Genomic DNA, 14,311 nt, shown 5'->3' with positions numbered 1-14,311 from the left:
CCGACTCACCGAGGGGAACACTCATGTCCAGCAGCGTCACCGTCCGGCCCGTGCGCGGGGTGCGCGGGATCGGGCTCTTCGCGATCATCGTGGGGATCATCATGATCCTCGCCGGCGGCGCCACCTACGTGATGGTCACGTCGCAGCTCCGCGACGAGAACATCACCGTCTCCGACGACGCGCAGTTCTTCGGCGGCGCGCGCGTCCAGGACCCGCTCACCGCCTACGCGCAGGCCGAGGTCATCAACAAGCACGCGCTCGAGATGGCCGACGGCCAGACGTACGCCGAGCTGCCGCAGGACGACCCGCGCCGCGCGACCGTCATGAACGCGTCGTTCCTGCGGGCGTCGCTGTTCACGTCGGTCGTGGCGTTCGGTGTCGCGCTCCTCGTCGTAGCGTGCGGCGTGCTCTTCCTGCTCATCGGCATCGCGCTCAGGCGCCTCGGCAAGGGCGAGGTCAGCGTGCTCGGCGTCGTCCCCGCGGGCTCCGCGGGGGCGTCCGCCGAGACGGTCGCACCGGCCGCCCCCGTGGCTCCCCAGCCGGAGCCGACCCGGCCGGCCGCGCCGCCCGTCGAGCGCACGTCGTCGCGCCACGTCGCACCGCCCGAGGCGACCGCGCCTGCGGCCGTCCCCGAGGCCCCCGGCGTCCGCGACGACACGGTGCGCGAAGCGCCTCCCGCCCCCGAGACACGGGTGCAGGAAACCCCGGCGGCTCGACCCGCCCGGCCCGACGAGCCCTCCGCGGCCGCAGAGCCCGCTGCCGAGCCCGACGGCACGGCGCCTCCGACGAGCGACGCGCCGCGGACCGGGACGACGCCGCCCGACGACGGCACGACGCCAGGCGCGCCCCGGCCCTGACCTGCGCCGAGCGAGCGGCCCGGATGTCGAGCACGCGGTACCGAGCCGTTTGTTCGACATCCGGGCCGCTCGCTCGACACGGGCGCGCCGGACCTAGGGTGGGTGCCGTGACCACGACCGCCCCCACGCTGGTGGGCTGCTCCCACGGCACCGCGAACCGTGCCGGCCAGCTCGCGATCCGCAGCATCCTGGACGACGCGCGCGCCGCTCGTCCGGGGCTGAGCGTCCTCGAGACGTACGTCGACGTGCAGGAGCCGCAGGTCGAGGAGGTCCTCGGCTCCGTGCCCGCAGGCACGCCGGCAGTGGTCGTGCCGCTGCTGCTGTCGGCCGGCTTCCACGTCTACGTCGACATCGCCGAGGCGGCGGACGCGCGACCCGACACGGTCGCCGCCGACGCGCTCGGACCCGACGAGCGGCTCGTCGCCCTGCTGCGGCGCCGGGCGGTCGAGGCGGGCGCGGCCGCGGGCGACGCCGTCGTCGTCGCGGCCGCCGGGTCGAGCGACGCGCGGGCCGTCGCGGACGTCGAGGCCGTGGTCGGGGCGTTCGCGCGCACGTGGGACGGTCCGGTGAGCGTCGGGTACGGGTCGATGGCGCGTCCGTCGGTCGCGCAGGCGGTGCAGGCCGCCCGCGACGCCGGGGCGGAGCGCGTCGTCGTCGCGTCGTACCTGCTGGCGCCCGGCTGGTTCCACGACCAGCTCGCGGGTTCCGGCGCCGACGTCGTCTCCGAGCCGCTCGCCCCTGCGCCCGAGCTCGCCGACGTCGTCCTCGACCGGTACGACGCGGCCGCGCGACTCTGACCGCTCGGGCGCCCGCGGCGGTGCTGGACGCGCGAAAGTGCTGGTCCGGGGCCACGATCGGAGGGTGACCCCCGACCCGCCGCCGCCCGCGTCGCTCGCCACCCTCGACCCGCCCCGAGCCGTCGACGAAGGCCCACGGCCGGTCCTCGCCCGCCGGATCGGGACCGTGGGACTGCTCGTCGTCGTCCTCGCGGGTGCGCTGAACTTCTTCGGCCTGTGGACCTCGACGACGATCCGCACCGAGGACGGCTGGTCCGTGAGCGTCCACTACGCGCGCATCGCGCGCGCCGGGCTCGACGCGCCGTGGACGGTGACGGTCCAGCACCCGGGCGGGTTCGGCAAGGAGATCGAGCTGCGCGTCACCTCGGCGTACTTCGACATCTTCGAGAGCCAGGGCCTGGACCCCGAGCCCAGCGACGAGACCTCCGACGGCACCGACGACACGTGGACGTTCAGCGCGCCCGAGGGCGACACGTTCGCGGTCTCGTTCGACGCGTACATCCAGCCGTCGAGCCATCGCGGAGCCTCGGGCCGGGTCGCCGTCCTCGTCGACGGGCGCGAGGTCGCGTCCACGCCCTTCCGCACCACACTGCTTCCCTAGGAGCTGCCATGGAGATCGTCGTCCGCGCGCTCGTGCTGTTCCTGTTCCTGTGGTTCGTGACCCGCGTCGTGGGGAGGTCGACGCTGGGGGAGCTGAGCACGTTCCAGCTCGTGCTGTTCGTGGTCATGGGCGACCTGATCCAGCAGGGCGTCACCCAGCAGGACTACTCGGTCACGTCCGCGGTCCTCGCGGTGGGGACGTTCGCGCTGCTCACCATCCTGCTCACGTGGGTGGGCGCGAGGTTCCCGCGCAGCCGCGCCGTCGTGCACGGGGTGCCGGTGGTCATCGTGTCCGACGGCGAGCCGGCCTACGAGGTGATGAAGCGCGAGCGGGTCTCCCTCGACGACCTGCTCGACGCCGCGCGTCAGCACGGCGTGGAGCACGTGCGCGACATCCGGGTCGCGGTGCTCGAGGCGAACGGGCAGATGTCGTTCTTCACGCGGGACGAGGAGCGCGAGCAAAAACCCGCCGAGGTGCCCGAGACCTAGGGCGTGCCTGACAATCGTTTCGTCCAGGCGATGACGGCGTTCAGGGCGACCGCGGCGCGGTAGACGATGGCGTGCTTGTCGTATCGGGTGGCCAGGGTGCGCCACCGCTCGAGGTGGCAAAACCGGCGTTCGATGACGTTGCCGTTCCTGTAGCCGGGGGTATCAAGACTGACGGGTCGCCCGCCGCGTGATCCGCGCCGTTATGCGGTGGCCCTTTTCGTCGTGGGGCTCGGGGTCACGGCCTTGATTCCGCGCCCGGGCAGGTGGGCTCGGATCGCCCGGTCCTTCAACCTGCTCAAGCAGCGGCGCGGCCTGGCCACCCGATACGACAAGCACGCCGTCGTCGACGGGGCCGGGGCCGTCCTGGTCGCCACCGTCACCTGGCTACGGAGGTCCTAGGACAGTTCCAGCCACTCGCACGGCTCGCCCGTGGCCGCGGCTACCTGCCGCGTGACCCGCTCGATCCATTCCTCGGCCCGAGGCATGTCCGCATCGAAGGTGACCTGCCAGCCGATCTCCTCACCGGAGTACGAGACCTCGACACCCCCAGCTCGGACACGGAAGTCACCTGCGCCACCAATCGGTTCGCAGTCCCAGCCGGCTGGCTGCAAGACCTCTGTCATCCGGTCGCTCGGCAGCGCGGGCCAGCCATGATCGGCGCTGGCACGGATCAGAAACTCACGCATGGCCGAATCATGGCAGACCAACTAGGAGACACGCCCTGGCTCGTAGTGCTCCCGCCACGCGGGGCTGAGCGTCACGACGTCGCCCACGACGACGACGGCCGGCGGCCGCACGCCCGCCTCCTCGACCGTCCGTGCGAGCGTGCCGAGCGTGGCGACGGTCGTCCGGAACCGGGACCCGTAGCCGTCCTCGACGACGGCCGCCGGCGTGTCGGCCGACCGCCCGTGCGCGACGAGGGCGTCGGCGGTGGCGGCGAGGTGCGAGACGCCCATGAGCAGGATCAGGGTGTGGTCGGGCGCCGCCGGCACTGCCCCCACGGACTCGTGCCCGGTGAGCACGGTGAACCCGCGCGCGAGGCCGCGGTGGGTCACGGGGATCCCGGCCGCGGCGGGGACGGCGACCGCGCTGGTCACGCCCGGCACGACCTCGACGGGGACGCCCGCGGCGCGGCACGCCTCGGCCTCCTCGCCGCCGCGCCCGAACACGTACGGGTCCCCGCCCTTGAGCCGGACCACGCGGTGCCCCGCGAGCGCGCGGTCCACGAGGACCCGGTTGATCTCGTCCTGGGGAACCGGGTGGTGGCCGCTCGTCTTGCCGACGTCGACGACCTCGACGTCGGGCGCGAGGTCCGCCAGCACTCCGCGCGGCGCGAGCCGGTCCACCACGACGACGTCCGCCTGGGCGAGCAGGCGTCGCCCGCGGACGGTGAGCAGCCCGTCGGCGCCGGGGCCGCCCCCGACGAGCGCGACGCTCCCCGTCCCGGGCCTGCGCCGCGTGGCGCGCACGGGGAGCTCCCCGGCGTCCAGGGCCGACGCGACGGCGTCGCGGACCGCGCGGGCCCGGCCCGGGTCGCCGCCGGCGTTGACCGCGACGGTCACCGGGGCGCCGTCGTCGAGCGTGGTCCGGGCGACGGCGGGCGTCCAGGCGCTCGCGAGCGCGGCGTCACCGGCCGTGACGCACCACGTGCGCTGCGCCTCGGCGTCCGCGGCGACGACGGCGTCGACCGCCGGGTCGCCCGTCGCGACGTGGACGAGCCAGGCGCCGTCAAGATCTCCCGCGCGGTAGGCGCGGCGCTCCCAGACGAGCCGCCCCGAGTCCGCCAGATCCGCGAGCTCGGTGACGGCGTCGGGCGCGACGACGAGCACGTCGGCGCGCGCGTCGAGGAGGCCGCGCGCGCGGCGTGCCGCGACCGGCCCGCCCCCGACGACGACGACCCGCCGCCCCTCGACCCGCAGGCCCAGGGGGTACAGGGCGGCGTCCTCGGTGGTCACGGGCGTCAGATCGCGTACTGCGCGGGGCGCTGCTCGGGGTGGCGGGCGGCGGCGAGCGCGTCGCCGACCATCCCTGCCGCGAGCGTCGCGCCGTCCTGGGCGTCGATGAGCAGGAACGCACCGGTCCGGCGGGACGTCACGTACTCCTCGGCGGCGACGGGCGACGCGAGGCGCAGGGTGACCCGGCCGATGTCGTTGAGGTCGAGCTGCTCCGCGGGGACCAGCTCGGCCGCGTCGAGGTCGAGCCGCCCGACGACGTCCCGCACGACCGCCTGGACGGTGCGCGTGGTGTGCTTGAGCAGCACGCGGGCGCCGGGCCGCAGCGGGCGGTCGGACAACCACGACACGGTGCCCTCGACGTCCTGGGTGAGGTCGGGCGCGTCGGTCGCCGCGGCGACGAGGTCGCCCCGGGTCACGTCGATCTCGTCCTCGAGGCGCAGGGTGACCGACTGCGGCGCGAACGCCTCGGTCAGCCCGGCGAACGGGTCTTCGGCGAGCAGGGTGTCGGCGGTGTCGATGCCGGCCACGCGCGTGCGGCGTCCCGACGGCAGCACGACGACCTCGTCCCCGACCCGCACGACGCCGGACGCGATCTGGCCGGCGTAGCCGCGGTAGTCGCGGAAGCGCTCGTCGGGGGCAGCGCCCTGGGGGCGCAGCACAACCTGGACGGGGAGGCGGAACGCCTCGGTGTCGGGGTCGTCGCCGGTCGGCAGGTCCTCGAGGAGCTCGAGGAGGGTCGGGCCGTCGTACCAGGGCGTGCCCTCGCCGCGCTCGACGACGTTGTCGCCGACCAGCGCGGACACCGGGATCGTGTGCACGTCCGCGACGCCGAGGGAGCGCGCGGTCTCGCGGATCTGGGCCGCGAGCTCCTCGTAGCGGGCTTGCGAGTAGTCGACGAGGTCGATCTTGTTCACGGCCACGACGACGTGCGGCACGCGCAGCAGGCTCACGACGGCGAGGTGGCGGCGCGTCTGCTCGAGCAGGCCCTTGCGGGCGTCGATGAGCAGGACGACGGCGTCGGCCGTGGAGGCGCCCGTCACCGTGTTGCGCGTGTACTGGACGTGCCCGGGGCAGTCGGCGAGGACGAACGAGCGCCGCGCCGTCGCGAAGTACCGGTACGCGACGTCGATCGTGATGCCCTGCTCGCGCTCGGCGCGCAGGCCGTCCGTGAGGAGCGCGAGGTCCGCGGTCTCGAGCCCGCGGTCGCGCGAGACCCGCTCGACGGCGTCGAGCTGGTCCGCGAGGACGGACTTGGAGTCGAAGAGGAGGCGGCCGACGAGCGTGGACTTGCCGTCGTCGACCGAACCGGCGGTCGCGAGGCGCAGCAGGGTGCCGGTGGGAAGCACGGGCGCGGGGAGCGTGGGGGTGCTCATCTAGAAGTAACCCTCCTTCTTGCGGTCCTCCATGGCGGCCTCGGAGATCCGGTCGTCCGCGCGGGTGGCCCCGCGCTCGGTGATGCGGGTGGCCGCGACCTCGGCGATGACGGCCTCGACGTCGCGGGCGTCGGACTCGACGGCGCCCGTGCAGGACATGTCTCCGACCGTCCGGTACCGGACGGTCTGGGTGCGGACGCTCTCGGCCTCGGCGTCGTTCCGGGGCTGCGAGTACGGCCCGACGGCGAGCAGCATGCCGTCGCGGTCGAAGACGTCGCGGTCGTGCGCGTAGTACAGCTCGGGCAGCGCGATGTCCTCGGCGGCGATGTACCGCCAGACGTCGAGCTCGGTCCAGTTCGACAGCGGGAACACGCGCACGTGCTCGCCGGGCCGGTGCCGCCCGTTGTACAGGTTCCAGAGCTCGGGGCGCTGGTTGCGGGGGTCCCACTGGCCGAACTCGTCGCGCAGGGAGAACACGCGCTCCTTGGCGCGCGCCTTCTCCTCGTCGCGCCGGCCGCCGCCGAACACGGCGTCGAACCGGTGGCCCGAGATCGCGTCGAGCAGCGGCTGGGTCTGGAGCGGGTTGCGGGTACCGTCGGCGCGCTCGCGCAGGCGGCCGTCGTCGAGGTAGTCCTGGACGCTCGCGACCTCGAGCCGCAGGCGCAGGCGCTCGACCGTCGCGTCACGGAACGCCAGCACCTCGGGGAAGTTGTGCCCGGTGTCGACGTGCAGGACGGGGAACGGCACGGGAGCCGGCCAGAACGCCTTGGCCGCGAGGTGCAGCATGACGACGGAGTCCTTGCCGCCCGAGAAGAGCATCACGGGCCGCTCGAACTCCGCGACGACCTCGCGGATGATGTGGATCGCCTCGGACTCGAGCGCCTCGAGCTGGCTGAGCCGGTGGTCGCCGCCCGCGAGCGCGCCGCTCGTGGCGGCGTCGTCGGCGGTGGCGGTCCCGGCGACGTCGATGGTGTCGGTGAGTGTCATACGTGCAGTCCGCATTCCGTCTTGTCGAGGCCGGCCCAGCGGCCCGAGCGGGGGTCTTCTCCGGGGGCGACGCGTCGCGTGCAGGGCGCGCAGCCGATCGACGGGTAGCCGTCGTTGAGGAGCGGGTTGAGGATCACCTGGTGCTTGGTCGCGTAGGCGAGGAGCTCGTCGAACGTCCAGGCGGCGAGCGGGTTGATCTTCACCAGCCCGTTCTTCTCGTCCCAGGTGACGAGGGGTGTCGCGGACCGGGTCGGTGCCTCCTCGCGGCGCACCCCCGTGACCCACACCTCGTAGCCGGCGAGCCGGTCGTGCAGCGGCTCGACCTTGCGGAGCTGGCAGCACAGGCCCGGGTCGCGCGACCACAGGTCCTTGCCGTGGGCGGCGTCCTGCTCGGCGACGGTCTGCCGGGGCGTGATGTCGACGATCGTCACGTCCATGCTCGTCTCGACGGCGTCGCGCGTCCCGTAGGTCTCAGCGAAGTGGTAGCCGGTGTCGAGGAACAGGACGTCGACCCACGGCTTGATCGCGGCGACGACGTGCGGCAGCACGGCGTCCGCCATCGAGCAGGCGACGGCGACCGAGTCCCCGAACTCGCGGGCCGCCCAGGCGACGACCTCCTCGGCCGTGGCCTCGCGGGTCGCGTCGGGCGACGCCCCCGGCCAGCCCGGGCCGTGCAGCTCGGCCTGCCCGCGCCGGACGATCTCCTTGAGCTCGGCGGCCGAGCGCTTGGGCCGCGCCTCGGCGGCGCGACGCTCGGCGTCGGCGGCCTTCGCGGCGTCGCGGGCGCGGGTCCGCTCCTGGGCCGCGGCGCGCAGGGCGGCAAGCGGGTCGGCCGGAGCTGCTGCGGTGGTCGGTTCGGTCGTCACTGGAGTGCCTCCTCGTTCGCGCGGTGCGCCCACTGGGCGAACGTCTCGCCGTCCTGACGCTCGTCGCCGAAGCGGCGGACGAGCCGCTCGACGTAGTCGGCGACCTCGCTCGCCGGTACCTTGAGCCCGCGCACCGTGCGCCCGAGGCCGCCGGCGTCCTGACCGGTACCGGCGAGCCCTCCGCCCAGGTGGACCTGGAACCCGGGGACCTGCTCGCCGTCGACCGTGATGATCTGGCCCTTGAGGCCGATGTCCGACGTCTGGATGCGAGCGCACGAGTTCGGGCAGCCGTTGAGGTTGAGGTCGATCGGCTGGTCCGCGAGCCAGGGCAGGTCGGCGAGGCGACGCTCGAGCTCGGTGATGACGTCCGTCGCGGTGTCCTTGGTGTCGACGATCGCGAGCTTGCAGAACTCGAGGCCCGTGCACGCCATGGTCGAGCGGCGGAACGGGCTCGGCTGCGCCGTCAGACCGAGGGGCTCGAGCCCCGCGACGAAGGCGTCGACCTGGTCCGCGGGCACGCCCAGCGCGACGAGCTTCTGGAAGGCGGTGAGCCGGACGCCGAGCGCCCCGGTCCGCTCGACGAGGTCGGCGAGCCCGGAGATCGTGTCGCCGCCGATCCTCCCGACGAGCGGTGCTGCGCCGATGTAGTAGTTGCCGTCCTTCTGCAGGTGCACCCCGACGTGGTCGCCGCGGCCCGTGGCGGGAGCGGGGGCGGGGCCGTCGGCGAGCCGGTAGCCCAGGTACTCCGTCTCGAGGACCTCGCGGAACTTCTCCGTGCCCCAGTCCGCGAGCAGGAACTTCAGGCGCGCCTTGTTGCGCAGCCGCCGGTACCCGTAGTCGCGGAAGATCCGGCACACGCCGTGCCATACGTCCGCCGCCTGGTCCTGCGTGACGAACGCGCCCAGGCGCTCGCCGAGGCGGGGCGTCGTGGACAGCGCGCCGCCGACCCACAGGTCGTAGCCGGGCCCGAGCTCCGGGTGCACGACGCCGACGAGGGACACGTCGTTGATCTCGTGCACGACATCGAGGCTCGGGTGCCCGGTGATCGCCGTCTTGAACTTGCGGGGCAGGTTCGCGAGCTCGGGGTCGCCGAGGAACCGGCGCTTGATCTCGAGGATCGCGGGGGTGGGGTCGATGATCTCGTCGGCGGCGAGGCCCGCGACGGGGCTCCCGAGGAACCCGCGCGGCGTGTCGCCGCAGGCCGTCGTCGTCTCGAGGCCGACCGTCGCCAGCCGGCGCCAGATCTCGGGGACGCTCTCGATGTCCACCCAGTGGTACTGGACGTTCTGGCGGTCCGTGATGTCGGCGGTGCCGCGCGCGAAGTCGGCCGAGATGCTGCCGAGGACGCGCAGGGCCTCCGCGTTCAGCAGCTGGCCGTCCGAGCGGACCCGGAGCATGAAGTAGCGGTCCTCGAGCTCTTCGGGCTCGAGCGTGGCCGTCTTGCCGCCGTCGATCCCTGGCTTGCGCTGCGTGTACAGCCCCCACCAGCGAAAACGGCCGTGCAGGTCGTCGCCGGGGATCGAGTCGAAGCCCTCGACCGCGTAGATCTCCTCGATCCGCGCGCGGACGTTGAGGCCGTTGTCGGCGGCCTTGAGCTCCTCGTTGGAGTTGAGGGGGGCCGGGCCGTCGACCTTCCACTGGCCGTTGGGCCGGTTGTTGCGGGACGGGCGGACGGCCGATGTCGCGGGGGCGGACGTCGTGGTCATCGGGCTCCTTGGGGGCCGCGAGCACGCGCGGAGCGGGAGCCTCAGCCGGCAGAGCCGGGGGGAGCCGAGGACCGCTGTCGCGCGCCCTCGCTCGGGGGATGGTGCCGCTCAGGCGGCAGGACCGAGTTCGGGCTGGTCAACAACAACACGGGGCGACGGGGCACATGCCCGGACGCGCGCCCGCGCACGCCACGGCAGCCGGGGTCACCGGCGCGAGGGGGCGTGCGGAAGCGGTCATGGCCCCGACGCTAGCGGCGCGGCGCCCGTATGCCTAGCCGCTGTCCGGATGCTGGACCGCCGGTCTCGGGATCCGGGCCTGTCTTTCCGGGCGCTGCGGGTGAAACGCGACACGACCGGCGCGATCCGGTCGAATCGTTTGGAGTGTCGGTGGCGCCGACGGGGGAGACGGTGCGACCGTAGGGGCACGTCGGGCGACCGGTGGGGCGAAATACGAGGCGTCCTCCCGGAACGGTCGGCGTGCAGGGCCCGCCGAAGACGGCGGCAGGAAGAGGGGCACTTCATGACAGAGACTCCGCCGCACCTGCGGGGGACACGACACACCACCGACCACGGGGAGATCCAGGCCTGGGCTGCGGCGCACGGCGCGCTGCCCGCCGTGGCGCGCACGGGCTGGCGAGGTCGCCGGGCCGAGCCGACGTTCGCGCTCCCGGGCGACGCCGCGGGGCTCACCCTGGTCGACTGGCCGGCGTGGTTCCGGCTGTTCGACCGGTCGTCGCAGGTCTTCAGCTACCGGATCGAGGCGGGCGAGCTGCTCGTGCCGGGTGACGTCGAGGCCGAGCAGGCGGACGAGGCCGGCGCGCAGGCCGCCCTGGCGGCGTCCGCCCGCGCCGAGGACGCGCGGCGGGGGGTCGGGCCCGCGCGGCGGTTCCGGCGCGCCGTCGTGACCGGTGGCGCCGGGTTCCTCGGGAGCCACGTCTGCGAGGCGCTGCTCGCGCACAACGTCGAGGTGCTCTGCCTGGACGACTTCTCGACGGGCGCCGAGCGCAACGTCGCCGACCTGGGCTCGCTGCCCGGGTTCGGGTGCGAGGAGGTCGACGTCCGCACGCTCGAGCCCGACCGCGCCGCGGGGCTCTTCGCGGGGGCGGACCTCGTCGTGCACCTGGCGTCCGCGGCGTCGACCGTCGACACCGCGCGCCGGCCCGTCGAGACCCTCGAGGCCGGCGCCGTCGGCACGCGCAACGTGCTCGCCGCGGCGCAGGAGGTCGGCGCGCGGTTCGTGCTCGGGTCGTCGTCGGCGCTCGACACCGACCCCGAGTTCGCCTACCGACTCCGCTCGAGCTGGGCCGCCCCGGACGGCGCGCCGCCCCTGTCGGTGTACGTGGAGGCGAAGCGGTTCGCCGAGGCACAGACGGCGACCTGGCTGGCGTCCCGCGGGCTCGACGGCGGCGTCGTGCGGATGCACAACGTCTACGGCCCGCGCATGCGCACCGACGACGGCCGGATGATCCCGACGTTCGTCGGCCAGGCGCGGCGCGGCGACCCGCTCACGGTGCCGGGCGACGGCGTGCGCACGCGCCAGGTCTGCTTCGTCGACGACGTCGTCACCGGCTTCCTCGACTACGCCGCCAGCGACCGGCGCGAACCGGTCACGGTCGGCGGCGGGCCGCGCCTGAGCGTGCAGCGCGTCGCGGAGGACGTCGGGTCGGTGCTCGGCCTCGACACGCGCATCGAGCACGTCCCGCCGTCGCCCGACGACGTCGACGCGCTCGTACCCGGCCTCGCTGTCGGCAAGCTCGTCTCACCCGCCCAGACGACGCCGTGGGTGGAGGGGCTCACGCGGACCGTTGCCGCATTGAACTGACGTGGCGGATCCCACGCCGCGCCCGTTTCACGACACCCGTGTCAGAAAGATACGATCGCGCCCATGAAGGTCCTCTTCGACATCTTCCTGATCCTCCACTTCGTCGGCTGGGCGATCGTCCTCGGCGGGTACCTCACGAGCATGCGCAAGCCGGGGCTGCCCGTCGGCGTCTTCCACGGCGCGGCCACCGCGGTCGTCGCGGGCCTCGTCATGATGGGCATCTACGAGTCCAACAAGGACGTGCTCAACTACGAGCTGTCCCAGGCCGCGCTCGGCGCGAAGCTGGTGTTCGCACTCATCGTCGCCGTGCTCGCGTTCGTCGCGCAGCGCAAGAAGGAGCAGACGCCCGCGTGGGTCAAGCACGGCGTCGGCGTGCTGGTGCTCGTCAACATCGTCATCGCGGTCTTCTGGCTCTGATCCTGGTTCTCCGTCGCCCGACGAGGCAGCCTGGTCGCCAGGTGTGACGCCGGTGTTCACCGGGTGCGACGCCCGCGGTCGGGTTCGCGGGCGGGCGCGGCGAGGTGGTTCGGGCTGTCGTGCTTCGGCCCTGGGGGCCGTGCGCACTCCTTGACGCCGTTTACCACCTCCCCGCGCCCACCCGCTCGACCGTTGTCTCGCCGTCGTCGTTCAGGGCTCCAGCACGACGAGCTGCTGCGTCGCGCGGGTCATCGCGACGTACCGGTCCACGGCGGCGGTGACCGCTCCCTCGCCGGCGGCGAAACCGCCTGGGTCGACCAGCACGACGAGGTCGAACTCGAGACCCTTCGCGGTGACGGGGTCGAGCCACCGCACCCGCTCCCGGTCGGGCTCGCGCGAACCCTGCCGCTCGCCCTCGGGCTCCACCCCGATGACGCACGCCACACCGTCGTGCCCCGCCAGCCAGAGGTCCAGGACGTCGTCGAGGTCGGCGACCCGGCCGCGGGCGACGGGGAGCCCGCTCGACCGCACCGACGTCGGGACGTTCGCGTCGGGGATTGCGGCACGGATGACGGGCTCCGCAGCGTCCATGACCTCCGACGGCGTCCGGTAGTTGATGCCGAGCCCGGCCACTCGCGTCCCGGTGATCCCGGCCCCCGCGAGCCGGTCCTGCCAGGACTGCGTGAACCCGTGCCGCGCCTGCGCGCGGTCGCCGACGATCGTCAGGCTGCGCGACGGGCACCGCGCGAGGAGCACCTGCCACTCCGCGTCCGTAAGCTCCTGGGCCTCGTCGACGACGACGTGCGCGAACGGTCCCGCGAGCCGGTCGGCGTCGGCCCGGGGTGCGGCCTCGGTCGTGCCGAGCGCGCCGCGCAGGTCGGCGCCGCGCAGCATGCCCATGACCTGCATCTCGGAGCCGTCGGCCTCGATCAGGTCCGCGACGACGTCGTCCATCCGGGCCGCGGCGGCCTCGGCCTCCGCCCGCTCCCGACGCCGCCGCCGCGACGCCGCGGGGTCGCCGAGCCGCTGCCGGGCCGCGTCGAGGAACGGCAGGTCGGCCGTGGTCCACGCCTGCGGCTCCCGCCGCTGGAGCGCGCGGACCTCGTCGGGCGTGAGCCACGGCGCGCACAGCCGCAGGTAAGCCGGCACGGACCACAGGTCCCCGACGACGTCCGCCGCGTCGAGCAGCGGCCACGCCTCGCCGAGGGCGTCCCGGAGCTCGGTGTCCTGCTCGAGCGCGCGACGCACCTGCTCGGGCGGCACCTCGTCGTCGTGCTTGTCGACGAGGAGCTCGAGGAGCGCGTCCCACACCTCGCCGCGACCGTCGTTGTGCGGCGTGCCCGGCTCGGGCGCCGCGAACGCGTCCGCCCAGTCGCCGGCCGTCAGGCGCACGTCGGCCCACGGCGTCGAGACGGTGCGCCCGCGCGTCGGCGGCTCCTCGTAGAACCGGATCCCCGTCTCGAGGGCCCGCACCAGGTCGGCCGACGCCTTGAGCCGCGCCACCTCGGGGTCGGTCTCGACGCCGGCGCGTGCCCCCTCGGGAACGAGGTCGCGCAGGGTCGCGAGCTGCACCCCCTCCTCGCCGAGGCTCGGCAGGACGTCCGCCACGTAGTCGAGGTACGGCTGGTGCGGCCCGACGACGAGCACCCCGCCGCGCCGCGCGTCCACCAGCGGCTCCGCGTACAGGAGGTAGGCGGCACGGTGCAGCGCGACGACGGTCTTCCCGGTGCCGGGACCGCCGTCGACCACGAGGGCGCCGCGTGCCCCGGCCCGGATGACGGCGTCCTGGTCGGCGGCGAGCGTGCCGAGCACGTCCCGCATCCGGGGCGACCGGGCGCCGCCGAGGCTCGCGACGAAGGCCGACTGGTCGTCGAGCGAGGCGGTGCCGAGCGGGCCGTCGGCGCCCGTGAGCGGACCGGCCGTGAAGATCTCGTCCCAGTAGTCGGTGATCCGCCCGGACGTCCAGCGGTACCGGCGCCGGCTCGCCAGACCCATCGGGTCCGCGAGGGTCGCACCGAAGAACGGCTCGGCCGCGGGGGAGCGCCAGTCGACGAGGAGCTGGCGGCCGTCCTCGTCGGTCAGCCCGAGCCGCCCGACGTACACGGTCTCGGTGTCGTCGGCGCGAACCATCCGGCCCAGGCACAGGTCGACTCCGAACCGGCGCAGCGTGCGCAGGCGCGCGGTGAGGCGGTGGACCTCCTGGTCGCGGTCGAGGGCTTGCTGTCCGGCGCGGGCAGGCGCGCGGCGGGCGGCGTCGAGGCGGTCGGACAGATCGGCGACGGTGCGCTCGAGGCACGCGGCGACGTCCGCGAGGTGCTGCGCGTCGTGCGCGACGAGCGCGGGATCGGCCTTGGCGGCCAGGTGGTGGGGGAGGGCGAACAGGTCCGTCGTCGGCTGGGTCACGTCTCGGCTTCCGCTCCGGGACCGCGGCCGGACGGGCCG

Annotated in this window: 13 protein-coding genes and 1 pseudogene; 6 read left to right on the top strand and 8 right to left on the bottom strand. The window is 74.2% G+C overall.

Translation table 11 applies throughout. The features are described 5' to 3' along the window. Nucleotides 1–23 precede the first annotated feature (23 nt). From ACFT5B_RS15060 to ACFT5B_RS15045, 4 genes are all read left to right on the top strand, one after another. The gene (locus tag ACFT5B_RS15060) at nucleotides 24–857 is read left to right on the top strand and encodes a hypothetical protein (protein ID WP_386799634.1); all 834 of its coding nucleotides are present in this window, start codon (nucleotides 24–26) and stop codon (nucleotides 855–857) included. Nucleotides 858–964: 107 nt separating this feature from the next. Continuing rightward, nucleotides 965–1,654 (top strand): sirohydrochlorin chelatase, encoded by a 690-nt coding sequence (locus tag ACFT5B_RS15055; protein ID WP_386799632.1) that lies wholly within the window; start codon nucleotides 965–967, stop codon nucleotides 1,652–1,654. Between the two features lie 64 nt (nucleotides 1,655–1,718). Next, nucleotides 1,719–2,255, top strand: a complete 537-nt coding sequence (locus ACFT5B_RS15050; RefSeq protein ID WP_386799630.1) for a hypothetical protein — start codon at nucleotides 1,719–1,721, stop codon at nucleotides 2,253–2,255. 8 nt (nucleotides 2,256–2,263) lie between these two features. Beyond that, a complete protein-coding gene (locus ACFT5B_RS15045; protein ID WP_386799628.1) occupies nucleotides 2,264–2,743 on the top strand; it encodes a DUF421 domain-containing protein in 480 nt (159 codons plus the stop codon). Here ACFT5B_RS15045 and ACFT5B_RS15040 read toward each other — a convergent pair. The 7 genes and pseudogenes from ACFT5B_RS15040 to ACFT5B_RS15010 form a co-directional block, all read right to left on the bottom strand. Further along, nucleotides 2,740–3,024: pseudogene (locus ACFT5B_RS15040) on the bottom strand (IS5/IS1182 family transposase); the annotation flags it as partial. The gene ACFT5B_RS15045 and the pseudogene ACFT5B_RS15040 sit on opposite strands and share 4 nt — an antisense overlap. Nucleotides 3,025–3,138: 114 nt before the next feature. Next, nucleotides 3,139–3,429, bottom strand: coding sequence for a hypothetical protein (locus ACFT5B_RS15035; protein ID WP_386799626.1), 291 nt, complete (start codon nucleotides 3,427–3,429; stop codon nucleotides 3,139–3,141). A 21-nt stretch (nucleotides 3,430–3,450) separates the two neighbouring features. Next, a complete protein-coding gene (gene cobA / locus ACFT5B_RS15030) occupies nucleotides 3,451–4,707 on the bottom strand; it encodes a uroporphyrinogen-III C-methyltransferase (protein ID WP_386799685.1) in 1,257 nt (418 codons plus the stop codon). Continuing rightward, nucleotides 4,704–6,071 (bottom strand): sulfate adenylyltransferase subunit 1, encoded by a 1,368-nt coding sequence (locus ACFT5B_RS15025; RefSeq protein ID WP_386799624.1) that lies wholly within the window; start codon nucleotides 6,069–6,071, stop codon nucleotides 4,704–4,706. The genes cobA and ACFT5B_RS15025 overlap by 4 nt, the downstream gene beginning before the upstream one ends. Further along, nucleotides 6,072–7,058 (bottom strand): sulfate adenylyltransferase subunit CysD, encoded by a 987-nt coding sequence (gene cysD / locus ACFT5B_RS15020; RefSeq protein WP_386799622.1) that lies wholly within the window; start codon nucleotides 7,056–7,058, stop codon nucleotides 6,072–6,074. It lies immediately after the preceding gene. Further along, complete coding sequence (locus tag ACFT5B_RS15015; protein WP_386799620.1) at nucleotides 7,055–7,924, bottom strand: phosphoadenylyl-sulfate reductase; 870 nt, start codon at nucleotides 7,922–7,924, stop codon at nucleotides 7,055–7,057. The genes cysD and ACFT5B_RS15015 overlap by 4 nt, the downstream gene beginning before the upstream one ends. After that, nucleotides 7,921–9,630, bottom strand: a complete 1,710-nt coding sequence (locus ACFT5B_RS15010) for a nitrite/sulfite reductase (protein WP_386799618.1) — start codon at nucleotides 9,628–9,630, stop codon at nucleotides 7,921–7,923. The genes ACFT5B_RS15015 and ACFT5B_RS15010 overlap by 4 nt, the downstream gene beginning before the upstream one ends. A gap of 520 nt (nucleotides 9,631–10,150) precedes the next feature. On the opposite strand from ACFT5B_RS15010, the gene ACFT5B_RS15005 reads away from it, so the two are divergent. Beyond that, nucleotides 10,151–11,452, top strand: coding sequence for an NAD-dependent epimerase/dehydratase family protein (locus ACFT5B_RS15005; protein ID WP_386799616.1), 1,302 nt, complete (start codon nucleotides 10,151–10,153; stop codon nucleotides 11,450–11,452). A gap of 63 nt (nucleotides 11,453–11,515) precedes the next feature. Then, nucleotides 11,516–11,869, top strand: coding sequence for a hypothetical protein (locus tag ACFT5B_RS15000; RefSeq protein ID WP_386799614.1), 354 nt, complete (start codon nucleotides 11,516–11,518; stop codon nucleotides 11,867–11,869). 210 nt (nucleotides 11,870–12,079) lie between these two features. On the opposite strand, the gene helR is transcribed toward ACFT5B_RS15000, so the two are convergent. Beyond that, nucleotides 12,080–14,272, bottom strand: coding sequence for an RNA polymerase recycling motor ATPase HelR (helR, locus tag ACFT5B_RS14995; RefSeq protein ID WP_386799612.1), 2,193 nt, complete (start codon nucleotides 14,270–14,272; stop codon nucleotides 12,080–12,082). Between the last annotated feature and the right edge of the window lie 39 nt (nucleotides 14,273–14,311).

The sequence above is a fragment of the Luteimicrobium sp. NPDC057192 genome (assembly GCF_042670205.1).
Lineage (GTDB): Bacteria > Actinomycetota > Actinomycetes > Actinomycetales > Cellulomonadaceae > Luteimicrobium.
Note: the sequence above shows the minus strand (reverse complement) of the source record. Positions and strands in the feature narration are given on the sequence as shown.

Coding starts and splice junctions, on each gene's coding strand:
- ACFT5B_RS15045 (WP_386799628.1), top strand. CDS start 2,264: ATGGAGATCGTCGTCCGCGCGCTCGTGCTGTTCCTGTTCCTGTGGTTC.
- ACFT5B_RS15060 (WP_386799634.1), top strand. CDS start 24: ATGTCCAGCAGCGTCACCGTCCGGCCCGTGCGCGGGGTGCGCGGGATC.
- ACFT5B_RS15005 (WP_386799616.1), top strand. CDS start 10,151: ATGACAGAGACTCCGCCGCACCTGCGGGGGACACGACACACCACCGAC.
- ACFT5B_RS15000 (WP_386799614.1), top strand. CDS start 11,516: ATGAAGGTCCTCTTCGACATCTTCCTGATCCTCCACTTCGTCGGCTGG.
- cysD (WP_386799622.1), bottom strand. CDS start 7,058: ATGACACTCACCGACACCATCGACGTCGCCGGGACCGCCACCGCCGAC.
- ACFT5B_RS15035 (WP_386799626.1), bottom strand. CDS start 3,429: ATGCGTGAGTTTCTGATCCGTGCCAGCGCCGATCATGGCTGGCCCGCG.
- ACFT5B_RS15025 (WP_386799624.1), bottom strand. CDS start 6,071: ATGAGCACCCCCACGCTCCCCGCGCCCGTGCTTCCCACCGGCACCCTG.
- ACFT5B_RS15010 (WP_386799618.1), bottom strand. CDS start 9,630: ATGACCACGACGTCCGCCCCCGCGACATCGGCCGTCCGCCCGTCCCGC.